This window comes from Cupriavidus sp. (assembly GCF_057315035.1).
Genome location: NZ_DBHKYV010000001.1, coordinates 670,040 through 693,188, shown reverse-complemented (window position 1 = coordinate 693,188; position 23,149 = coordinate 670,040). Strand labels below are relative to the sequence as shown.

The window sequence follows — 23,149 nt, the reverse complement described above, 5'->3', positions numbered from 1 at the left end:
ATCGTATCAATTTTCTATGTCACTCTTGCGGCGATTAAATTCATCAGACGAATAATAGTGGGATGCTGTTGTGGGCTTCGTGTCTCCGTTCGGTTTTTCGTCTGCGATGACTGCGTTGCAATTCTGCCGAAATCGACCGGATTTTTTTGCATTGGGCCACAGGTTTCAAACGCACGACTGACGGCTACCGGACACGCCATCTTCACGGCATGCATGGCGTTTCATGTGCGCCATGCGTTGCTGGAAATGCCCAAAAAATGGAGCAATGCTTCAGGCGATCTGAGATGGCTCGAACAGGAGACATGCATGAAGGATTTCCGCGACAAGGTTGCCGCGATTACCGGCGCAGGCTCGGGCATGGGCCGTTGCCTGGCGGTGCAGCTCGCGCGGCAGGGTTGCCATCTGGCGTTGTCCGACTGCAATGAGGCGGGACTGGCCCAGACGCTGGCCGATGTGCAATGTGCCGCACCGGACGTGACGGTAACGCTCGACCGCGTCGACGTGGCCGAGCGCGCCGCGGTCCACGCCTGGGCGGAGTCAGTCGTGCAGGTGCACCGGCGCGTGAACATGATCTTCAATAACGCCGGCGTGGCGTTATCGAGCACCGTCGAAGGCATGGGCTACGACGATCTGGAATGGATCATCGGCATCAACTTCTGGGGCGTTGTCCATGGCACCAAGGCGTTCCTGCCCCATCTGAAGGCGAGCGGCGCAGGCCATATCGTCAATACGTCGAGCGTGTTCGGACTGTTCGCGCAACCGGGCATGGGCGCCTACAACGCCAGCAAGTATGCGGTGCGCGGCTTTACCGAATCGCTGCGGCAGGAACTGGACCTGATGGACTGCGGCGTGTCGGCCACCAGCGTGCATCCGGGCGGTATCAAGACCAACATCGCGCGCGCCAGCCGTGTGTCGCCTAGCGTCAACGGATTGCTGGTGCGCGACGCACTGCAAGGGCGTGAAGAGTTCGAAAAATTCTTCATCACCACGGCCGACAAGGCGGCACGTGTGATTCTGGACGGCGTGCGCGCCAACAAGCGTCGCGTGCTGGTCGGCCCCGATGCCTACGCGGCCGACGCGATGGCGCGACTGCTGCCAGCCACCTACCAATCGCTGGTAGTGCGCGAGACGCGGCGCAAGCGCAAGCAATGGGTAACCCAGGAGCTCGCATCATGATGCCTGTCCGCCGCGACGTACACCCTCACCTTCCGCCGCAACGCATCTGCGATTGGCATGAGCGCGGGCAGCACGTCACCCACTTCATCAATGCCTTGTCGATCTTCTTTCCGGCCGGCGAACGCTTTTTCATGGACAGCGTGCGCAACTATCGCGAGCGCATGACCGATCCCGAGCTCAAGCAGGCCGTGACCGGATTCATCGGGCAGGAAGCGATGCACACGCGCGAGCATATTCTCTACAACCGCTTGATGGATGATGCCGGCTTGCCCGCGACGCAGCTCGACAACAGCGTGGCGAAGCTGCTGAACCTGCTGCGCAGGATCTTGCCGAAGTCATGGCAGCTCGCGCATACCATCGCGCTCGAACACTACACGGCCATGCTCGCAGGCGGGATGCTGTCGGACCCGCGTCATATGGGGGAATCGGAAACCGGCTATCGCCAGGTCTGGACCTGGCATGCGCTGGAGGAAACCGAGCACAAGGCCGTGGCCTACGATGTCTGGAACGCGGTCATGAAACCGGGGCCGTATCGATATTTGCTGCGCACGTTCACGATGCTGAGCACTACCGTAACGTTCTGGGCGCTGGTGTTCGTGTTCCACGTACGCCTGGTCATGGCGGACAAGAGCTGCCGTAACAAGCTGTCGGGCTTCGCACGGGTCGTGAACTTCCTGTGGGGATCACCGGGCGTGCTGCGCAAGATGATTCCGGAATGGCTCGACTACTTCCGGCCCGGATTCCATCCGTGGGACCACGACAACCGTGCCGAACTGAGTCGCATCATGCCGTTGATTGCGGAGATCGAAGACACGGCGATTCGCGCCGGCGCAAGCACGCGAGCGCCATCGATCCGCAGTGCTGCCTGAAAACCGAGGGGATTCGCTACAATGCGGCAACACTCTCAGCCGTCCCCATGCATATCCGTTGGCTCGAAGATTTCGTCTGTCTCGCGCAGGCCGGTAGTCTCGCGCGCGCTGCCGAGCTGCGCAATGTCACGCCACCGGCGTTTGGCCGCCGCATGCAGGCGCTGGAAGTCTGGGCCGGGGCGCCGCTGATCGATCGCAGCGCATTTCCGGTCAGGCTGACCAACGAAGGACGGCAATTCCTGGAGGCCGCGCAGACAGCGTTGCGCACGCTCGATGAAGCACGGCTGTCGCTGCGTGCCGCGCATCGCGCCGATGCCAGCACCGTCACGATTGCCACCGGCAAGACGCTTGCGCGTTCGATGGTGCCGTCATGGCTGGCCGGTTTGCGAGAAGCGTTGCGTGACGACCCGGCCGGCGCCGGCTTCCGCACCCGGCTGTCGACGCACGCCACGCACGATGCGCTCGAGATGTTCACCGAAGGCGATGCGGATTTCCTGCTTTGCTACAGTCCGCACGACCTGCCCGTCATGCTCGACGACGCCCGTTACCAGTTTCATCCGGTCGGTGTGGAGCGGCTGGTGTGCGTGGCGGCGGCCACCGCACGTGGCGGACCGGAGTTTCGGCTGCAGAAACCGAAGACCGGCGCGCGCACCGCGGCGGTACCAATGATCGCTTATGCGGAAACCCTGACCATGGGCCGCATGGTCAACCAGGAAATTGCGCGTCGCAAGCTGGCCAGTTGGCTCGACGTGATTGCCGTCAGCGATTTCGCCGAATCGGTTCATGAGATGGTGCGCCAGAAAATGGGGCTGGCATGGTTGCCCGCGCGACTGATCGCCGACGATCTGCACTCCGGACGACTGGTGCGCGCCGATCTGCAGGGCGGCGATTCGGCCGACCTTGCGCTTGATATTCGCCTGTACCGGCCACGCGCGCAAATGCGCCCGCTGGCGGAGGCATTCTGGCGCGCCGCCACCGCGTAGCGCACCAATCTGGCTCATTGCCGAAACGGCAATCCCCGTTGCCAAAGCCGCACGTCATGACCTCGCGCGCTCTCTAACATCGCCGGAAAACATCCACACAAGTTCTGCCGGAGAAATCATGAAGACCCTGCTGCGCGCGGCCGTTGCCGCATCCCTTGCCAGTTGTGCTTTCGCTGTAGGTGCCGCTGGTGCTACTGGCGCCTACCCGACCAAGCCCATCACGCTCGTGGTTGGCTACACGGCAGGTGGCAGTGTCGACCTGGTGGCACGCACGGTGGCGCCCGAACTGGGCAAGCGCCTGGGCCAGAGCGTGGTGATCGAGAATCTGGGTGGCGCCGGCGGCACGATTGGCGCGCAGAAGGTGGTCAAGGCCGAAGCCGATGGCTACACGCTGCTGATGGGTTCGGGCAGCGAAGTATCGATTGCCCGACTGACCAATCAGGCCGTGCGCTATGACGGCGAGAAAGACCTGGCGCCGATCACGTTTGTCGGCACGCAGCCGATGGTGCTGGTGGGCAAGCTCCAGTTGCCGGCCAAGGACGCCAACGAACTGATCGCACTGGCCAAGGCCAAGCCCGGCAGCCTGTCATATGCCTCGTCGGGCGTGGGTACGCCGCTGAACCTGGCTGGCGAACTGATCAAGCAGCAGGGCAAGGTCAATATCACGCACGTGCCGTACAAGGGCGCCTCGGCCATGGCCACCGACCTGCTCGGCGGCCAGATCGACCTGGCGGTGATGGTGCTGTCGTCGGCGCTGCCGCATATCCAGGCCGGCCGCGTACGCGTCTATGGCGTGACCGAAGCCAGGCGCGCCAGCGTCGCCCCAAACGTACCGGCGTTGGCCGAGACCCCGGCACTGAAGGGTGTGGACATGGGAGTATGGTTCGGATTGATGGCGCCTAGGTCTACACCTACCTCGATTATCGATCGGCTGAATACTGAAATGCAGGCCGTACTGGCCATGCCGGACGTGCGCAAGAAGCTGGCTGAGGCTGGCGTGGAGGTTTCGCCCGCCAATCCAGCCCAATTCGGCAGCTTCGTGAAACGTGAAACCGGCAAGTACCGCGCCATCGTCAAGGCCGCCGATATCCACGAATAACACCGCCAAGGAAGTCCAGAGATGACGCAAAGTCCCCCGTCCTTCGAGGCCTACCCGGTCGAAGTCGAGTTTCCCGATATCAGTCCGTATGCCGCAGGCAACACCGGCATCGCCTACGTCCACACATTCGACAGCGGCTTGCCCGGGCCGCATGTGATGATCAATGCGCTGACGCATGGCAACGAAGTGTGCGGCGCCATCACCGTGGCCGGCTTGCTCGCACATGGCCTGCGTCCGCGGCGCGGCAAGCTGACGCTCTCGTTCGCGAACGTTGACGCCTACGCCACCTTCGATGCGGCGCAGCCCGACGCGTCGCGTTTCGTCGACCAGGATTTCAATCGGGTGTGGACGTCCAGCGTGCTGGACGACCTGTCGCGTGATTCGTCGGAGCTGCGTCGTGCGCGCGCCATGCGTCCGGTGATCGATACGGTGGACCTGCTGCTCGACCTGCACTCGATGCACGAGAAAAGCCGTCCGCTGATTGTCTCGGGTCCATTGGACAAAGGTATTGCGCTATCGCGCGCGGTTGGCGCCCCGGCCGACATCATCGTCGACGAAGGCCATCCAGAGGGCCGCCGCATGCGCGACTACGCTGACTTTGGCGACGCCGCCAGCCCGCGCAATGCACTGCTGATCGAATGTGGCCAGCACTGGGAGACGTCGGCGGTGGACGTGGCGCGCGACAGTACCGCCCGCTTCCTGCTGAACGCGGGCATCATCGAGCCGGGCGATCTGCCGCACGGCTGGTTGCGTCCGGTGGCCGCCGGGCAGCGCGTGGTGCGCGTCACCGAACCCGTGGTCGCCAGCAGCATGGATTTCCGCTTTGCCGGTCCGTACACGGGGCTGGAAACGTTTGACGAAGCCGGTACCGTGATTGGCTGGCGCGATGGTGCGCCAGTGGTGACGCCATATCCGAACTGCGTGCTGGTGATGCCGTCGTTGCGTCAGTTGCGGCCCGGTGTCACAGTCGTTCGCCTTGGGCAGCTTGACCTGTAAAAATGGTTGCAGCACCACCGCTGCAAGTGCCATTTCATGTCACTCCATGACATATGCAAGGGCGAACTAGAGTAAGCATTTCCTGAATTCAAGGTGGATGTCTGCTCATCCGATAACGCAGTGGTGACGACCTGCCGGCAGAGCAGGCGTCATCCGTGCGCCATGACGGCGCATGGCGTTATTCACGGAGCGCCCCTTGTACTCTACTTCTTCCCTTACCCTGCCCAGGCAGGCGTCGGCTGGCCGCGTGCGCGCGCTGGCCGGCAGCTGGAGCATCGGCACGCGCATTGCGCTGGTCGTGCTCGCCGTCCAGGTCGTTGCGTTTGGTGCCTTCTCGCTGGCGCTGTCGCTGAGCAGCATGAACCAGCTCGAAACGCAGGCCCGCGAGGCCATCAGCGCCGAAAGCGCGACGCTGCGCGAACTGGTAGCCCAGCTCGACGACACCATGCTGCAGGAGGCCGACCGCTTCCTGCTGAGCTTGGCCGCGGTGTTGCCCGGCCCATACGCGGTGGACCCCGCGCAGACCATCGAGGTGGCTGGCAAGGCCACGCCCGCATTTCGCAGCGGTGAACTGGTCCTTAACAACAGCTTCGAGGTACCGGACAAGTTCTTCGCCAATACCGGTGGTGTAGTGGCCACGGTGTTCGCACGAACTGGCGATGACTATATCCGCGTGACCACTTCGCTCAAGAAGCAGGACGGCCAGCGTGCTGTTGGTACCGTGCTCGACCGCGCCAGTCCGGCTTATGCGGCAGTAGCTGCCGGCAAAGCCTACCGGTCGCTGGCATGGCTGTTCGGCAAGCCGTATATGAGCAAGTACGAACCGGTGCGCGATGCCGCTGGCAAGATCGTCGGTGCGCTTTTTGTCGGCGTGAACGTGGAAGCCGAACTGGCAGCGCTGAAGAACCGCATCCGTCGCAAGAACATTGGCGCCGATGGCCAGTTTATCGTCATCGATGCCAAGCCCGGTGCGGACCAGGGCAAGGTGATGGTGGACCGCTCGGGTTCCGAGGGTACCGTGCAGATCGACGCGAAGGATGGTGAAGGCAAGCCTTGGGTGCGCGACATGATCGCCGCCAAGGATGGTGCGGTGGTCAATACGGTGGCGATCGGCAACAGCGCGCCCACCGAGCGGCTGACCGCGTTTGCGACCTACCCCGAATGGCAATGGCTGATTGCGGGTACCGTGCCGCTGGCATCGTTGCGCGATGAGCTGGTAGCCAGCCGCAACCGCTTCCTGGCGGGCGGCTTGCTGGCCGCTCTGGCGGTCTCAGCTGCATTCTGGTGGCTGCTGCGCCGTATGGTCAGCCGGCCGCTGGCCGATGCCGCCGATGTGGCCGGACGCCTGGCATCGGGCGACCTGACCGCGCGTCTGGATAGCGCACGCAACGACGAAATCGGCCAGTTGATGCGGGCCATCGACGGCGTGGGCCAGGGGCTGACGGGCATTGTCGACAAGGTGCGCGGCAGTGTCGGCGCGATTGCCGGCAGTACCAGCCAGATTGCCAGTGGCAATGCCGACCTGTCGGCACGCACGGCATCGCAGGCCGGCAGCCTGGAGCGGACGGTGGCCAGTATCGAGCAGCTGTCCGCCACGGTGAAGCAGAACGCCGATAACGCGCACGATGCCAATGAGGCCGTGGCCAGCGCCGCCGATGCGGCCCGTGCCGGCGGGACTACGGTGGGTCGCGTGGTGACCACCATGGCCGATGTTCATCGCAATGCGCAGCAGGTGGTCGACATCATCGGCATGATCGACGGTATCGCGTTCCAGACCAATATCCTTGCGCTCAATGCGGCCGTGGAAGCGGCACGCGCGGGAGAGCATGGACGCGGGTTTGCCGTGGTGGCGGGCGAAGTGCGCAGCCTCGCGCAGCGCAGTGCCAATGCGGCGGGCGAGATCAAGCAACTGATCGAGCGTACCGTGACGGATCTGAAGAGCGGCAATGAATCCGTGCAGCAGGCGGGCACCGCCATCGACGACATGGTGCGTCGCGTGGAAGCCATTGCCGTACTGATGGGCGATATCAGCGTGGCGTCACGCGAGCAGTCGCAGGGGCTGGCCCAGGTAAGCGGTGCGGTGGCCGAGATGGATTCCGTCACGCAGCAGAATGCCGCGCTGGTGGAAGAAGCTGCCGCAGCCGCGGAGAGCCTGCATCACCAGGCGCAGGAGCTGCGCCAGGCGGTGGAGGTGTTCCGCCTGGCCTGAGCGGCGCCAGGGCGGCCTGGCTTCAGGCCGCTGGCGCCGTACCCGATGCCGGTTGCGGTGCCGGTGCGGCCTGCGTAGGCGCCGGCTGGGGCTTCAGGCCCGGGAACAGCTGGTCGACCAGATCCTCGATCTTGGCATCGGGCTGGATCAGATGGCTGAGGTTCACGCCGCCCGCGCTGCGGTTGGCATTGAACACGGCCTTGCCGACGCGCTCGCCATTGCGGAATACCACGATGTCGGCCGACACCAGGAACGGCGTGATATAGGTCTGGCGTTGCGCGCTATAGGTGGCCGTCATCGGGCACGATGCCACCGACGAGTACGGTGGCAGTATCTTCACTTCGAAGTTGCGTGCCCGCAGCGCTTTCGTGAAACTCTCCACGAAGGCATTGCCATTCACCTGATTGGTGATCACGCAGAACAATGCGCCGTCGGCACCCACCACCTGGTTGCCGTCCACGCGGAACTGCGCCGGGCCGCCATAGGCGCCGGGCCGGTAGCCGGCAATGGGGTCGGGCTGGTCGGCGCGGTCAACCGGCGTCACGCTCTGGTACGTGGAACAGCCGGTGGCCAGCAAGGCCAGCATGGCGGCAATCGTTACTCTCTTCATCATGGATCCTGGATCGCGTCGGCGAGGGTGCCGGCGGCCCGGGGCGCCAATCGGTGGCGGTTCAGGGACGCATTGCCGGCAGCGTGCCTGCGTACTGTAGGCGTAGCGGCAACGATTCAAAGCGCCGAACAGCAGGCGACAGAGGCCCCAAATCCAGATGTAGTGCCGGCGGCGCTTTACCGCGCCGCCAATCCTAGTTGGCGCCGCCGCGAATCAGGCAGTCGGCCAGCAACGGCGTGCCACCATCGCCAAGACCCGCACCCGTGCACTCGACCGCCACCTTTTGGCCACGGCGAACCATCGTGGCGCGCGCCTCGACTTCACAGGTGCGCCCGGCCGGGCCACAGACCTGCTGCTGCAGCAGGCCCGCGCGAACCACTTCGCCCGGATTGTTGGTGCGGATTTCCAGGAATACCTTGGCATCGTCACGCCGGATACCGCTGGCCACGCCTTCGACAATGAAGTATTTGCCCCGGTACAGGTCGTCGGCGGCCCCGGCGTTGTCGCGATAGTCATCGGCCAGGCCGTCTGCCTGGTACTGGGGCAGCGGATCGGCCGAACGGTTCGGATCGATGCTGATCGGGTCGAGCGTGCCATTGCGCGGAATACCGCGCGGCACGCTGGCGGGTGTGTCCGATACGCCAGCGGTATCGACCGGCACAGTGGCCTGTTTGTCGTTGCCGACAAACCACAGCAGGCACAACACAACAACGGCAACGACGGCAATGAGGGTTTGCTGGAGGCGACTCAACATCTTTTGAGGGTGGCTGGAACCGAGCCTTGGGGCGGAAAAAGGTAGGGAAGTCCGCCAGTGTAGCGCGCCTAGCTTTCAACCACCTGCGCCAGCAGGAACGACCTGGCAGCGGTGAGCACCTCATTCGACAGCGGGGTGCCTTGCGTGGCGCGCGCCAGCATCAGGGCACCGGCCAGCGTGGCCATCTGTGCCAGCGCCGTGCTGCGATTGGCAGCGTCGTCGGCACTGGTCTGGATGCCGGACAGGATCTCGAGCAGATTCTCGAGGCCTTCGTGGAACGCTGCACGCACTGGCTTGTTGTCCGGCTCGCGTGCCACGTCGTTGGCCAGCGCCGCCACCGGACAGCCGGTGCCTGCGCTATTGCGGTTGCGTGCGCTGAGGTAGCCGTCGATCAGCGCCGTCAGGGCCGCGGTGCGGTCCGGTGCATCGTCCACGCGCTTGCGCCAACGTGCTTCCGACTCCTCGAAGGCGCGCGTGCAGGCAATGGCCGCCAGTGCGTCCTTGGATTCGAAATGGCCATAGAAGCCGCCATGCGTCAGGCCGGCGGCGCCCATCAGGTCGGCCACGCTGATGCCGTGGAAACCCTGCTCACGGAACAACCGTGACGATACCTGCTCAATGATTGCGCGGTTCTTCTCCGCTTCCGCCTTCGATACGCGCGGCATGATCTGCTCCAGGTCGCTGTGTGGCCGATGGTCCGCCACATCGCACCGCAAGTCAACGCGGTTCGGTTTGAATGAGACTTCGGTTCAATGCAACACGCACACCCGCGCGGTGTCACACGATGGTGGTGGTGTCATGTCCGCCAAGCATCGCCAGGTACTGCCCGGCGCTGTACGGTGCGTTCTGCCCCCGGCGCGCCAGGAAATAGTCGCGCAGGATCTCGCCCTGCTGTTCAAGCCGGTATGCCGCGAGTGCCTTGCCTGCTTCCAGCCGGTATCGATACTGGTCGAAGCCCAGGAAATGCAGGATCTGCTCGATAGCGCCGCGCAGCAAGACACGGACGCCATGCTGATGCTGCCAGACGTGTGCCATCTCGTGGATGAACAAGCCCTGCATCGGCAGGCCGGTCTTGCTGAAGTCCGCGATACCGCGCAACCTGCGGCCAAGGTAGATCTGCCCGTTCGGCGTGATGATGTAGCGCGCGCCTTGCCAGAACACAAAGTTGCGGTAGTGGATACGCACGCGATCGTAGTCGACCGAGTCCGCATAGATCTCGCGGGCCAGGGACACTTCGCCGGAAGTGAGTGAGCGGCTGCGCGCAGAGGTGTTCATGGGGCTTGCTGTACGTTCAGGTAGCGGGAGAGGGGAAAGTCTTCCACCTTTCGCTTGGCTCTGGAACCCAAGGAGACCATTTTGTCGGCGTCGACAAAATGGTCGACGACCTCCCGGCCGGAACGCTGGCAGGCCTGCTTTGCCTTGTCGGCTTCACAGGCGGGGCTGATTGATATCAAGGGATGCGCAACTGTGCTCCAGCAGAATCGACTGCTTACTTCCCAATACAAAACCGCGTAAAAATCGTACCGAGCAGGTCATCGCTGGTGAACTCGCCCGTGATGCTGTTCAGGTGGTCCTGTGCCAGTCGCAGTTCTTCCGCGAACAGGTCCAGCGCCTGGGCGTTCTGTTCGGCGCGTTCCACCGCGCAGTCGAGGTGCGACTGTGCATTGCGTAGCGCTGTGAGATGGCGTTCGCGTGCCAGGAAGGTGCCTTCGTTGCCAGATTGCCAGCCGATCAGGCGCAGCAGTTCGCCGCGCATCAGGTCGATGCCGGTGCCGCTGCGCGCCGAGATCCAGATCTCGGTCGGATTGGGGCCGTTGGCGGCTACCACATGCGGACGGTTGCCAGCGAATCCCATCGCACCGGCAGCAGGCGCAAGATCGATCTTGTTAACCACGCGCACGATTGGCGAGCCCGGTGGCAGGTGTCCGCTCAGGCGGTCGTCGATATGGTCGTCGATTTCGGAAATGCCGTGCTCCAGATAGTCGGCGGCATCCACCAGATGCAGCACGATATCGGCGCGGCGAATCGCATCCCAGGTGCGCTCGATGCCGATGCGCTCCACTTCGTCGGCGGCGTCGTCGCGCAGGCCGGCGGTGTCGATGATATGAAGCGGAATGCCGTCGATCTGGATGGTCTCGCGCACGCGGTCGCGCGTGGTGCCGGCAATCGGCGTGACGATGGCCAGTTCCGCGCCGGCGAGTGCATTGAGCAACGACGACTTGCCAACGTTAGGCTGGCCGGCCAGCACCACTGAAAGTCCTTCGCGCAGCAACGATCCCTGGCGCGCCTGCTTGAGAACGCCGGCAAGATCCTCGCGGATGCGTGCCAATTGGCCGCGGGCGTCCGAGGCTTCGAGGAAATCGATCTCTTCCTCGGGGAAGTCGAGCGTGGCTTCCACCAGCATGCGCAGGTGAATCACCTTCTCAACCAGCGCGTGGATCGCGTTCGAGAACTCACCTTCCATCGAACGTGCGGCAGAGCGTGCGGCTGCCTCGGTGCTGGCCTCGATCAGGTCGGCTACCGCCTCGGCCTGGGCCAGGTCGAGCTTGTCGTTCAGGAACGCGCGGCGTGTGAATTCGCCCGGCTCGGCCACGCGCAGGCCAATGGACTTGCCGGCCTCGAGGCAGCGCGACAACAGCATCTGCATGACCACCGGGCCGCCATGGCCCTGCAATTCAAGCACTTCCTCGCCGGTGTAGGAGTTTGGTGCCGGGAAGTACAGTGCCAGGCCATGGTCGATGACCTTGCCGTGCCCATCGAGGAACGGCAGGTAGGTGGCATGGCGCGGTTGCAAGGCGCGCCCGCAAACAGCGCGCATCACGGTGCCGACATCGGGGCCCGACACGCGTACGACGCCGATGCCGCCGCGGCCCGGTGCGGTGGCGATCGCGGCAATGGGAAGCTGGTTTGCAGTCATGGGCAGTATTGTCGCAGATCGCTTTTGCAAAACCGAGGGGCCGCGGTTCAGGCTTGCGGGCCAACTGACAGGCATTCGCTCATCAGGCGGCGCGCAACGGCGCCATCGATCACGGCGCCGAGCTCGGTCTGCCGCGCTACCAGTTTCTTGCGCAGGCGCTTGCGATAGCGGCCCGGCAGCACGTCGGACAGGGCCTCGATCGCATAGCGCAGGCGCTTGTTGCCGATGCGTAGTTTGTGGACATGCGCGGTCTGGCCATCGCGCGCGATGCGCGCCAGATCGCGCACCCGGCGGCGTGCCTTGCGGATGCGGCGCGGCGCAAAGGTTTCCATGCGCCCGTCGGACTTCTGTTCTGACAGATGCAGCAGGTCGCGGTTCAGTGTGGGCAGCGGCGACTGCCGATAGCGCGACAGCCGCGACATCATCGAGGCATGCGCAGTGGCACGCCTTGCCTGGGCGGTGTCGATCAGCGCGACCAGCACGGGGTCTTCGGGCTGCTGCGCCAATGCCGGGGCAAGCGTTTCGGCGATAAAGACGTCCCAGTCGCGTACATCGCCAGCCGCGTTGGCCACGTCGCGTAGCGCCTGCTTCCAGCGCAGCCTGACCGGCTCAGGCAGGACGGGGCCAAACGCCCAGCTGACGGCGCGCAGGTGACGCACGGCTACGCGCAGCGCGTGGATATCCTCCACCTGGTCACGATGCTGCAAGGTGTCGAGCAGGTCGTTGACGCTGCGCAAGCCGCTTTCGCCCAAGGCGACGAACGCGGCGGCGGGGCGCATCTTCCGGTGCAGCAAAGGCTGGCGGCTCATGGCGGTATCTCTGATCAGGAAAGAGAATGACTGCGCAGCGTCCGTCTAGTGTAGGCGATGGCGCACCCCGGCGCCGGAGGCCGAGCCTGCTATCGCGTTGCGACGATAAACACGCGCGGGAACGGCAGCAGCACCGTGCCGTCGGCCATCGCTGGAAAGACGCTGGCTAGCGCGGCTTCATACTGGGCCAGGTAGTCGGCCTTCTCGGCATCGTCCAGCGGTGCCAGGAACGGGCGCAGACCACTGCCCTTGAACCATTCGACCACCGCGGCGGCACCGCCTTTCAGCGGATGCTGGTAGATCGTGCGCCAGATATCCACGCGCGAGCAGTGCGGCTTCAGCATCTCGTAGTACCAGCGTTCCGAAGCCAGCGCGGTGCGGGCATCGGCGGCGGCCGTGAGCTTGGCCGACCAGGGCCCCTTGAGGGCCGTCTCGCGCATCAGCAAATGCGGTGGCTCGTTGAGGTTGTCCGGCATCTGGACCGCCAGGCTGCCGCCCGGGGCGAGCTTTCCGACCAGCGACGGAAACAGCGTCGCGTGATCGGGTACCCACTGGAACACCGCATTGGCCAGGATCACGTCCCAGGGGCCCGCGTCTTGCCATTGTGTGACGTCGGCGATATCGAACTGCAGGTCAGGCAGGCGCTTGCGGGCGGCGGCAATCATGTCGGCGTCGCTGTCCAGGCCAGTCGCCTGGGCATCGCCGTAGCGCGCGGCCAGCACTTCGGTGGAATTGCCAGGCCCGCAACCGATATCGACCACGCGCCGGGCAGTGGCGGTGGGAATGGCCCCCACGAGGTCCCGCACCGGGCGGGTCCGTTCATCCTCGAACTGTACGTATTGGCTGGCCGACCAGGTCATGGCATCCCCTTTTTGAGGTTCGTTGGTTGCGAAGTCTTATATAAGACTCGAAGCATACGCCTCAAACAGGAAAACAAAAAACCCGGCGCCAGGCCGGGTTCCTTGTAGATCGGGTTCGATCGCTTGCGCTTAGCTCTTGGCCACCGCGGCGGCCTTGCCCTTGCCAAGCATCCGGTTGATCTGCCATTGCTGGGCGATCGACAGGATGTTGTTCACAACCCAGTACAGCACGAGGCCGGCCGGGAAGAAGAAGAACATGAACGAAAACACCAGCGGCATGATCATCATGACCTTGGCCTGCACGGGATCCGGCGGGGTCGGGTTCAGCTTGGTCTGCACGAACATCGACACGGCCATCACGACCGGCAGGATGTAGAACGGATCCGGAACCGACAGGTCGTGAATCCAGCCCAGCCACGGGGCACCGCGCATTTCCACCGACGACAGCAGCACCCAGTACAGCGCGATGAACACCGGGATCTGGATCACGATCGGCAGGCAGCCACCGAGCGGGTTGACCTTCTCGGTGCGGTACAGCGCCATCATCTCCTGGTTCATCTTCTGCGGATCGCCCTTGTGGCGCTCGCGGATGGCCGTCATGCGCGGCTGCAGGTCCTTCATCTTGCCCATCGACTTGTAGCTGGCAGCCGACAGCGGGAAGAACACCAGCTTGATCAGCACGGTCAGCGCGATGATCGACCAGCCCCAGTTGTTCAGGAAGCCATGGAGCTTTTCCAGCAGCCAGAACAGCGGCTTGGCCAGGATGGTCAGCCAGCCATAGTCCTTGACCAGTTCCAGGCCCGGCGTGATCTTCTCGAGCATGCGCTCTTCCTGAGGACCGGCGAACAGGCGGGCATCGGTGCTCACCGTGGCGCCCGGGGCGATCTGGCCCAGCGGCTGCTGGATCCCCACGCGGTACAGGTTCGGATCGATCTGCTCGGCGTAGAAGGTGTGCTGCTTGCCGGTCTGCGGGATCCAGGCCGAGGCAAAGTAGTGCTGCACCATCGCCACCCAGCCGCTGTCGGAAGCAGCCGGCACGGTGGCCTTGCCCTTGGCGATGTCCTCGAAGCTGAGCTTGTGGTACTTGTCGGCGTTCGTGTAGATGGCCGGGCCCGTGAACGTGCTGTAGAACTGCGACTGTTCCACCTTGCTGCCGTCACGTGCCAGTTCCAGGTACAGCGTCGGCGATACCGGCGCGGTGCCTGCGTTGGTGACGTCGAAGCGGGCATCGACCACGTAGCTGCCCTTGCGGAACGTGTAGGTCTTGACGAACTTCACGCCGTTCTTCTCTGCGGTCAGCACCACGTCAAGCTTGTCCTGGCCCGACTCCAGGGTGCGGGCACCCGGGGCGGCGGTGAACACCGTGGTGTGGTTGGGCAGGTCGCCGCCGATCAGGCCGGAACGGGCCAGATAGGTACGCGTGGCGTCGCGTTCGAACAGCACAACCGGCTTGCCGTCCTTTTCGTGCTCGTTGAGCAGCTCCAGGCGCGACAGAATGCCGCCGGCGGTATCGATCTCGGCACGCACTTCGTCAGTGGTGACCACGACCTTCTCGCCGGTGGGCTGGGCGGCAGCCTGCGGTGCGCCAGGAACGGCGCCAGGTGCCGAAGCGTTCGTCGCGCTGGCGCGGGGCACGTCACCCTGGGCCGCTGCGCCGCTCGCGCCATTGGCAGGGGCGGCCTGCTGTTGCGTGTTGGCGCTCGGGAAGAACATCGACGCGTGGCCGTTGGCGCGCTGCCAGTTGTCGTAGAGCAGCACGAGGGACATCGAGAAGATGACCCACAGGATGGTGCGTTTGATATCCATGTCTCGCTATGGTCGGAGGAAATCAGGGTCTGGGGAGCCGGACCGTGACAGTCGGGCGGCCAGGTGCGGCGGGCACCGTGGTGCCAGTACTGCTTACTGCAGGCTCGGGCACGGGATCATACCCGCCCTTTGCGAAAGGATGGCAACGGCAGAGTCTGCACGCGGCCATCCAGGTGCCACGCGCGGGGCCATGGCTGACGATGGCGTCGCGGGCATAGTCGGAACACGTTGGCATGAAGCGGCACTGCGAGCCCAGGTAAGGACTCAGGGCGATCTTGTAGATGCGCAGCAGGGCAAGCAGGATTCGCTTCATGGTGATGGTCAGGCGGGCGCCGCGGGTGTAGCCGGTGCTTCGGCAGCCGGCGACGGTGCGGCCGGGACTGGTAACGGCTTTGCTGCAACATCCAGCAGGCCGCTCAGTTCGGCGTGGCAGGCACGCCGTATGGCAGCCCGGCTGGCAAAGTCCGCACGCGGAAACTTTGCCTGCAACCGTAACAAGATGTCACGGCCCGCGAATTGGGCCTGTCTGCCGCGAAACAGTTCCCGCACCATGCGCTTCACGAGATTGCGCTCGGCCGCGCGCGGTGCGAACTTCTTGCCGACGACGATCCCCAGCCGGGCCTGGGCCAGGCCGTTGGCGCGCACGTACAGCACGAAGTGCGTACTTCGACGCCGGGGCCGCAAAGCAAAAACGGATGAAAACTCATCCGTCTTTGTAAGCCTCGCGGCTTTGGGAAAGGCATGGTCCGACACGCTGGTCAAAGCTAGCGGGAAGCGGGCTTCGGCGGCGGCGTTCCTGGCCATCCTGAGTGCGAGGCGCTTGGCAGGGGGGGGGGCAGTGTCAGGTGCGATGGCGAGCCATCGCGATCACTGCCGTCCCGGCCGGTCGCCAGGCGCTCAGATAGCCAGGCGCTTGCGGCCCTTGGCGCGACGTGCGTTGATCACGGCACGGCCGCCGCGGGTCTTCATGCGCACGCGGAAACCATGGGTACGCTTGCGGCGGGTAACGGAAGGTTGGTAGGTACGTTTCATGTTGCACTCTCTGGTTGATCCGGGCTTTCCGGGCGTCGGCTGGTGCCGGTGCGCCTTTGCCGCCGCGTATGGTTCGCATGGGGCTGCCGCACTGCAGACACAATTGCTGCGAGGTTGCTGCGGCGATGCCGACGATTCTGGTTCTGTCTTGCTGCCGGCCGCCGCTGGCTTCGCCGCTGGGGCCAAGCACTGGCGGGGATCAGGCCGCTTGCCTGATGCCGCCGTGTTTACACGTGGCGGTACGGGCCAGACCCGGCGATGCGCATACGTGATCCCCTGCCGCATCGCAGAACCCGCCATTTAACCGATTTTCGTCGCGAGTGTCAAGGATCCAGATGGCCAATTCCAACGCGCATGTGCGGGCCGAATCTGATGCAGGTAAACGCCGGTGCGCCATTGTCCACAACAGACGGTGGGTAACTCTGTGGGTATCGGGGGTCACCCATATGTAGTAGCGGGAGCCATCAAGTCCTTGTTTCCGATGGATTATCAACCGTTTCGAGCCTCTCGGGTGGCGGCTATCCACACCGGTTGTGCACACAAATCCACTGAATCTTCACAACTTGTCCACAGGGTTATCCTTTGTGGATAACTTGGGGCGGGGGGTACAATCCCGGTCCAAACACTACACGGGCCGCGTGGCACACGCACAACCCGGGACTGCCTGCCTTCGGTATACCGAAAACGTATACCCATGTTGACCGCCGTTGCGATGCATTGCATTCGTGGACGGCGTATTGCCTTTCGCGTTCGGGAATGACGCCTCAGGCATGCAGGAGGTCTCGCTGGGAGTGAGCGCCGCGCCACTCGTGAAATGCCGTCCATAGGGCGGTACGATCACTCAGAAGAACACATGCAAGATTTCTGGCAGGCGGCAGCTGCGCAACTCGAGCGCGAGCTGACGCCGCAACAGTTCAAGACCTGGATCAAGCCGTTGGCGCCCGTCGCGTTCGACGAGGAAGCCCATGCGCTGCGCATTGCCGCGCCCAACCGCTTCAAGCTCGATTGGGTCAAGAGCCAGTTCTCGGGCCGCATTACCGCGCTCGCGTGCGAATACTGGGAAACGCAGGTCAGCGTTCACTTTGTTCTGGATCCCGCAGCGTCGGGGCGCGCAGCTACCTATACGCAGCAGGCCATGCAGCAGGGCCTTGATCATGGCGGCGCTCACGCTGCAATGGGTACGGGCGGCGCGCCCTACCCTGGCGGCCCTGCGGGCGCGCCAGTGCACCAGCCGCATCCGTCCCAGATGGGCGGCTACAACGACTATCCCGGCCAGGTGAATGCCGGTCAGGCCGGCTACGGTGCGATGGCTGGCCAGGCGCCCTATCCGTCGGCGCCCGGGTCGATGCCGAATCGTGGTGCTTCGCCGACCGGACACCCGCTGCAGGGCAATGGCGGTGCGCAGATGCCGGATATGGGCGAGATCGACGTGGCCCAGATGGATCCGTCCGAAGCCAGTGCCCGCTCTCACCGTATGCCTTCCCAGCAGCCGGCCGCCGCAGGCGCCCAGCCGAACGACACGGTACACGAGCGCTCGCGCCTGAACCCGATCCTGACGTTCGACAACTTCGTGACCGGCAAGGCCAACCAGCTGGCACGTGCCGCGGCGATCCAGGTGGCCAACAACCCGGGCAAGTCCTACAACCCGCTCTACCTGTATGGTGGCGTGGGCCTGGGCAAGACCCACCTGATTCATGCCATCGGCAACTTCATGCTGATGGAGAACCCGCGCGCGCGCATCCGCTATATCCACGCCGAACAGTACGTGTCTGACGTGGTGAAGGCCTACCAGCGGAAGGCGTTCGACGAATTCAAGCGGTATTACCACTCGCTGGATCTGCTGCTGATCGACGATATCCAGTTCTTCTCGGGCAAGAACCGCACGCAGGAAGAGTTCTTCTATGCGTTCGAGGCGCTGATCGCGAACCGTGCGCAGGTGATCATCACCAGCGATACGTATCCGAAGGAGATCACCGGCATCGACGACCGCCTGATCTCGCGTTTCGATTCCGGGCTGACGGTGGCGATCGAGCCGCCCGAACTGGAAATGCGCGTGGCCATCCTGATGAAGAAGGCGGCCGCGGAAAACGTGAGCGTGCCCGAGGAAGTCGCATTCTTCGTGGCCAAGCACCTGCGCTCCAACGTGCGCGAGCTCGAAGGCGCGCTGCGCAAGATCCTGGCGTTCTCGAACTTCCACGGCAAGGACATCACGATCGATGTCACGCGCGAGGCGCTCAAGGACCTGCTGACCGTGCAGAACCGCCAGATCTCCGTGGAGAACATCCAGAAGACCTGTGCCGATTTCTACAACATCAAGGTCGCGGACATGTACTCGAAGAAGCGGCCGGCCAATATCGCGCGGCCGCGCCAGATCGCGATGTACCTGGCCAAGGAACTGACGCAGAAGAGCCTGCCCGAGATCGGCGAACTGTTCGGTGGCCGCGATCACACGACGGTGCTGCATGCGGTGCGCAAGATTGCCGACGAGCGCAGCAAGGACGCGCAGCTCAATCACGAACTGCACGTGCTGGAGCAGACGCTCAAGGGGTGAACGGGCGCGCCGTTTCCTGGCGCGCCGATGCCCGAACGGGTTTTTGAAAGCCGGCCTTGCCGGGCTGGCATACTACTGGGTGCGCGTCCGGCGGCAAGCGGACGCCAGTGCAACTGTTGTATCGCGGGAATTCGGCCTCAGATAAGGCTTTGCGGTGAGTCGGGACGAGTTGGCGGGAGTGGTGACCCAAGCGTGGCATTTTGTGCACAGCCGGGCGCCCGCCGGATTCGTCCCGCTTCACCGCAGCGGCTTATCCTTGGTACAATGCGCGACATTAACTCCTTGATTCCTAAGTGAATTTGGATATCACGGAGTATCGCCTTATTCCGCGGTCGCCGACGACAACCGACGAAGGATAAATTCAATGCAATTGGTCAAAACCTCGCGAGACAATCTGCTGCGTCCGCTGCAAATCGTGAGCGGCATCGTGGAGCGCCGCCACACCCTCCCGATCCTGGCCAACCTGCTGATTCGCAAGTCCGGCTCGAACGTATCCTTCCTTTCGACCGACATCGAAATCCAGATCACCACGCATGCGGAATGCGGCGTTGGCAGCGACGACGTGGCAACCACCGTGGCCGCGCGCAAGCTGCTGGACATCCTGCGTGCGATGCCTGACGGCGACGTGGCACTGTCGCTGAACGACAAGCGCATGACGGTGCAATCGGGCAAGAGCCGATTCGCGCTGCAGACGCTGGCCGCCGAGGAATTCCCGACCGTGGCGGAAGCCGCCGAATTCAACGCGAGCGTTAGCCTGCCGCAGAAGACGTTCAAGCACCTGCTGGCGATGGTCCACTTCGCGATGGCGCAGCAGGATATCCGCTATTACCTGAACGGCATGCTGCTGGTGGTCGACGGCAAGAAGGTCATGGCGGTGGCAACCGATGGCCATCGGCTGGCGTACTGCGGCGTGGAGCTCGAGAACGAAGCTACCGGCGTGGGTTCGCGCCAGGAAGTGATCATCCCGCGCAAGACCATCCTGGAACTGCAACGCCTGCTCGAGGACAACGATGATCCCGTACAGGTGCAGCTGGCCGCGAACCAGGTCAAGTTCACGTTTGCCAATGTGGAGCTGATCAGCAAGCTCGTGGAAGGCAAGTTCCCGGATTTCCAGCGCGTGATCCCGAAGGGCTACAAGAATGCGTTCGCGATCGACCGGGTCCAGCTGCAGCAGGCGCTGCAACGTACCGCGATCCTGACCACGGACAAGTTCAAGGGCGTGCGCTGCATCCTGGATACGCATGTGCTGAAAATCAGCTCGACCAACGCCGATCAGGAAGAGGCGCAGGAAGAACTGGAACTCGATTATTCGGGCGACGCGCTCGATATCGGCTTTAACGTGACCTACCTGCTCGACGTGCTCGGCAATCTCAAGAGCGAGCAGGTGCAGGTCAGCCTCGGCGACTCCAATTCGAGTGCGCTGATTACCGTGCCGGAAGACGACAACTTCAAGTACGTCGTGATGCCGATGCGCATTTGATGGCCAAGACCGAGTCGCCATCCATACACAATCGGGCACACACCGCAGCAGGGGCCGGATCCAGGCGATCCGCCCCTTTTGCCGTTTTTAAGTAACCCGCAATGGCGGTATTGCCGCACCCGTCGCCACCGAGGCGAGGGTCCGGTTTTCTCCGCCATTGCCGTGAGTATCGTGAGTAGGAAAACATGACCGATCAGCAGAAACCGCAGCAGGAAAACACTTACGGCGCCTCTTCGATCCAGATCCTGGAAGGCCTGGAAGCGGTGCGCAAGCGTCCCGGCATGTATATCGGCGATACATCGGACGGCACCGGCCTGCACCACCTGGTGTTCGAGGTGCTGGACAACTCGATCGACGAAGCGCTGGCCGGCTATTGCACCGAGATCCTGGTCACGATCCATACCGACAACTCGATCTCGATCGTCGATAACGGCCGTGGCATTCCTCCTGCCGTGAAGTTCGACGACAAGCACGAGCCAAAGCGCAGCGCCGCGGAAATCGCGATGACCGAGCTGCACGCCGGCGGCAAGTTCAACCAGAACAGCTACAAGGTGTCCGGCGGCCTGCACGGCGTGGGCGTGTCCTGCGTGAATGCACTGTCGAAGTGGCTGCGCCTGACCGTGCGCCGCGATGGCCAGGTCAACCTGATCGAATTCGCCAAGGGCGAAGTGCAGAACCGCATCGTCGAGACCGTAACGGGTCCGGATGGCCAGCCCGTCGAAGTGTCGCCGATGAAGATCGTCGGTGCCACCGACAAGCGCGGCACCGAAGTGCATTTCCTGGCCGACGAGGAAATCTTCACGAACGTCGAGTTCCACTACGAGGTGCTGTCCAAGCGCATCCGCGAACTGTCGTTCCTGAACAATGGCGTGCATATCAAGCTGGTTGACCAGCGCACCGGCAAGGAAGAGGACTTCGCGTTCTCGGGCGGCGTGAAGGGTTTCGTCGAGTACATCAACCGCGCCAAGACGACGCTGCACCCGAACATCTTCTATGCGAACGCCGAGAAGGACGGTATCGCCGTGGAAGTGGCCATGCAGTGGAACGATGGCTACAACGAGCAGGTGCTCTGCTTCACGAACAATATTCCGCAACGCGACGGTGGTACCCACATGACCGGCCTGCGTGCGGGGATGACGCGCGTCATCAACAAGTACATCGAAGAAAACGAGATCGCCAAGAAGGCCAAGATCGAAACCAGTGGCGATGACATGCGCGAAGGCCTGGCCTGCGTGCTGTCGGTGAAGGTGCCCGAGCCGAAGTTCAGCTCGCAGACCAAGGACAAGCTCGTGTCGTCCGAAGTGCGCCTGCCGGTGGAAGAACTGGTCGGCAAGGCGTTGGCCGATTTCCTGCTGGAAACGCCGAACGACGCCAAGATCATCTGCGGCAAGATCGTCGATGCTGCCCGCGCGCGCGAAGCCGCGCGCAAGGCGCGCGAAATGACGCGCCGCAAGGGTGTGATGGACGGCATGGGCCTGCCCGGCAAGCTGGCCGACTGCCAGGAAAAGGATCCCGCGCAATCCGAACTGTTCCTGGTGGAGGGTGACTCCGCAGGCGGATCGGCCAAGCAAGGCCGCGACCGCAAGTTCCAGGCAATCCTGCCGCTCAAGGGCAAGATCCTGAACGTGGAACGCGCGCGCTTCGACAAGATGCTGTCGAGCCAGGAAGTGCTGACGCTGATCACCGCGCTTGGCACCGGCATCGGCAAGGACGACTACAACCTCGAAAAGCTGCGCTATCACCGCATCATCATCATGACCGATGCGGACGTGGACGGCTCGCACATCCGTACGCTGCTGCTGACGTTCTTCTATCGCCAGATGCCGGACATCATCGAGCGTGGCTACGTCTACATTGCCCAGCCGCCGCTTTACAAGATCAAGCACGGCAAGGAAGAGCGCTATATCAAGGACGACACCGAGCTGAATGCTTACCTGCTGAAGCTGGCAATGGAGAAGGCCGCGTTGATCCGCCCGGATGGCAGCGAGATTGCCGCTGACGCGCTTGGCGAACTGGCCCGCCAGTACCAGTTGACCGAAGGGGTGATCGGCCGGCTGTCGCGCATCGTCGATACCGAGGCCCTGCGTGCCATCGCCGATGGCGTGGCGCTGGACCTCGACAATGCCGCCGCAGCCGAGGCCTCGGCCGTGGCACTGAAGGCCAAGCTTGCCGAAATGCACGCCAAGACGCTGCTCGGCGCCGCGGTGAACGACGATGGCACCGCCGACGTCTATGCGCAATTCGACGAGAAGACCGACAAGCATCGCCTGATGATTGCGCGTCGCCATCACGGCAACGTGCGCCTGTCGCACCTCGATGCCGATTTCGTGCATGGCGCGGACTACGCTGCGCTGGCCCGCGCGGCCACCACGTTCCAGGGCCTGATCCCGGACGGCACCCGCGTCAAGCGCGGCGAGGGTGAGAAGATGCGCGAGCAGACCGTGGCGGACTTCCACCAGGCCATGCAGTGGCTGCTGAGCGAAGCCGAACGCGGCGTAACGCGCCAGCGCTACAAGGGCCTTGGCGAAATGAACCCCGAGCAGCTGTTCGAAACCACGCTCGACGTCACGCAACGCCGCCTGCTCAAGGTACAGATCGAAGACGCAATCGCCGCGGACCAGATCTTCACCACACTGATGGGCGATGAGGTCGAGCCACGCCGCAACTTCATTGAAAGCAATGCACTGGTGGCGCGCAATATTGATGTTTGAGGTGTGTCGGATGACACAGAAAGTGAAAACCGTGCCAAGTTATTGAAAATTTTGTGACGCAGTAAATGAAAAAACCGCCTTCGTGGCGGTTTTTTCGTAAGCAGACGCTGACGAGCGGTCTGCTGGAGAGTTCTGACGTGAGTAGCGACCGTCATCTTAGAAAAGGCGAGACGCGTTGTCGGGGCTGTTGCAGCGTTCTCCGGGTAGAAAGGGCCGATACGGCTGGTCAAATGATGTGGCACCGAGGCTGGCTAATGAAGCTCGCACCGAAGCACTCCGAAGGGCAC

20 protein-coding genes are annotated in these 23,149 nt (G+C 63.4%); 9 read left to right on the top strand and 11 right to left on the bottom strand.

Annotation, left to right across the window (positions count from 1 at the left end; genetic code table 11):
* The first annotated feature begins 306 nt into the window (after nt 1-306).
* From ACO550_RS03255 to ACO550_RS03230, 6 genes are all read left to right on the top strand, one after another.
* A complete protein-coding gene (locus ACO550_RS03255; RefSeq protein ID WP_315594737.1) occupies nt 307-1,176 on the top strand; it encodes an SDR family NAD(P)-dependent oxidoreductase in 870 nt (289 codons plus the stop codon).
* A complete protein-coding gene (locus tag ACO550_RS03250) occupies nt 1,173-2,045 on the top strand; it encodes a metal-dependent hydrolase (RefSeq protein ID WP_315594738.1) in 873 nt (290 codons plus the stop codon). Before ACO550_RS03255 ends, ACO550_RS03250 begins: the two co-directional genes overlap by 4 nt.
* A 47-nt stretch (nt 2,046-2,092) precedes the next feature.
* Nucleotides 2,093-3,028, top strand: coding sequence for a LysR family transcriptional regulator (locus ACO550_RS03245; RefSeq protein ID WP_315594739.1), 936 nt, complete (start codon nt 2,093-2,095; stop codon nt 3,026-3,028).
* Nucleotides 3,029-3,146: 118 nt separating this feature from the next.
* Nucleotides 3,147-4,127, top strand: coding sequence for a tripartite tricarboxylate transporter substrate binding protein (locus ACO550_RS03240; RefSeq protein WP_315594740.1), 981 nt, complete (start codon nt 3,147-3,149; stop codon nt 4,125-4,127).
* Between the two features lie 21 nt (nt 4,128-4,148).
* Nucleotides 4,149-5,123: a M14 family metallopeptidase gene (locus ACO550_RS03235; RefSeq protein ID WP_315594741.1), complete on the top strand. Its 975-nt coding sequence runs from the start codon at nt 4,149-4,151 to the stop codon at nt 5,121-5,123.
* Nucleotides 5,124-5,319: 196 nt separating this feature from the next.
* Entirely contained in the window at nt 5,320-7,332 is a 2,013-nt protein-coding gene (locus tag ACO550_RS03230; protein WP_315594742.1) for a methyl-accepting chemotaxis protein, read from the top strand.
* 22 nt (nt 7,333-7,354) lie between these two features.
* On the opposite strand, the gene ACO550_RS03225 is transcribed toward ACO550_RS03230, so the two are convergent.
* The 11 genes from ACO550_RS03225 to rpmH form a co-directional block, all read right to left on the bottom strand.
* Nucleotides 7,355-7,942: an Sbal_3080 family lipoprotein gene (locus ACO550_RS03225; protein ID WP_315594772.1), complete on the bottom strand. Its 588-nt coding sequence runs from the start codon at nt 7,940-7,942 to the stop codon at nt 7,355-7,357.
* Nucleotides 7,943-8,135: 193 nt separating this feature from the next.
* Nucleotides 8,136-8,696, bottom strand: coding sequence for an OB-fold protein (locus ACO550_RS03220; RefSeq protein ID WP_315594743.1), 561 nt, complete (start codon nt 8,694-8,696; stop codon nt 8,136-8,138).
* A gap of 68 nt (nt 8,697-8,764) precedes the next feature.
* Nucleotides 8,765-9,361, bottom strand: coding sequence for a TetR family transcriptional regulator (locus ACO550_RS03215; protein WP_315594744.1), 597 nt, complete (start codon nt 9,359-9,361; stop codon nt 8,765-8,767).
* Between the two features lie 112 nt (nt 9,362-9,473).
* Nucleotides 9,474-9,971, bottom strand: a complete 498-nt coding sequence (locus tag ACO550_RS03210; RefSeq protein WP_315594745.1) for a hypothetical protein — start codon at nt 9,969-9,971, stop codon at nt 9,474-9,476.
* A 214-nt stretch (nt 9,972-10,185) separates the two neighbouring features.
* Nucleotides 10,186-11,613 carry a tRNA uridine-5-carboxymethylaminomethyl(34) synthesis GTPase MnmE gene (gene mnmE, locus ACO550_RS03205; RefSeq protein ID WP_315594746.1) on the bottom strand — a complete coding sequence of 476 codons (1,428 nt, stop codon included), beginning with the start codon at nt 11,611-11,613 and terminating at the stop codon, nt 10,186-10,188.
* Between the two features lie 47 nt (nt 11,614-11,660).
* Entirely contained in the window at nt 11,661-12,422 is a 762-nt protein-coding gene (locus tag ACO550_RS03200; protein ID WP_315594747.1) for a CHAD domain-containing protein, read from the bottom strand.
* 89 nt (nt 12,423-12,511) lie between these two features.
* Nucleotides 12,512-13,282 (bottom strand): trans-aconitate 2-methyltransferase, encoded by a 771-nt coding sequence (gene tam / locus ACO550_RS03195; protein WP_315594748.1) that lies wholly within the window; start codon nt 13,280-13,282, stop codon nt 12,512-12,514.
* Nucleotides 13,283-13,411: 129 nt separating this feature from the next.
* Nucleotides 13,412-15,088 (bottom strand): membrane protein insertase YidC, encoded by a 1,677-nt coding sequence (gene yidC, locus ACO550_RS03190; protein WP_315594749.1) that lies wholly within the window; start codon nt 15,086-15,088, stop codon nt 13,412-13,414.
* Nucleotides 15,089-15,110: 22 nt separating this feature from the next.
* Nucleotides 15,111-15,401 (bottom strand): membrane protein insertion efficiency factor YidD, encoded by a 291-nt coding sequence (gene yidD / locus ACO550_RS03185; protein ID WP_315594750.1) that lies wholly within the window; start codon nt 15,399-15,401, stop codon nt 15,111-15,113.
* Between the two features lie 8 nt (nt 15,402-15,409).
* Complete coding sequence (gene rnpA, locus ACO550_RS03180) at nt 15,410-15,841, bottom strand: ribonuclease P protein component (protein ID WP_315594751.1); 432 nt, start codon at nt 15,839-15,841, stop codon at nt 15,410-15,412.
* A 144-nt stretch (nt 15,842-15,985) separates the two neighbouring features.
* Nucleotides 15,986-16,120: a 50S ribosomal protein L34 gene (gene rpmH / locus ACO550_RS03175; protein WP_008650850.1), complete on the bottom strand. Its 135-nt coding sequence runs from the start codon at nt 16,118-16,120 to the stop codon at nt 15,986-15,988.
* A gap of 853 nt (nt 16,121-16,973) precedes the next feature.
* Here rpmH and dnaA point away from each other — a divergent pair.
* The 3 genes from dnaA to gyrB all read left to right on the top strand — a co-directional run bounded on the left by dnaA (nt 16,974) and on the right by gyrB (nt 22,862).
* On the top strand, nt 16,974-18,671 hold the full coding sequence (gene dnaA, locus ACO550_RS03170) for a chromosomal replication initiator protein DnaA (RefSeq protein ID WP_315594752.1): 1,698 nt from the start codon (nt 16,974-16,976) through the stop codon (nt 18,669-18,671).
* 364 nt (nt 18,672-19,035) lie between these two features.
* Nucleotides 19,036-20,151: a DNA polymerase III subunit beta gene (gene dnaN, locus ACO550_RS03165; RefSeq protein WP_315594753.1), complete on the top strand. Its 1,116-nt coding sequence runs from the start codon at nt 19,036-19,038 to the stop codon at nt 20,149-20,151.
* Between the two features lie 185 nt (nt 20,152-20,336).
* A complete protein-coding gene (gene gyrB, locus ACO550_RS03160) occupies nt 20,337-22,862 on the top strand; it encodes a DNA topoisomerase (ATP-hydrolyzing) subunit B (RefSeq protein WP_315594754.1) in 2,526 nt (841 codons plus the stop codon).
* The last annotated feature ends 287 nt before the right edge of the window (nt 22,863-23,149 follow it).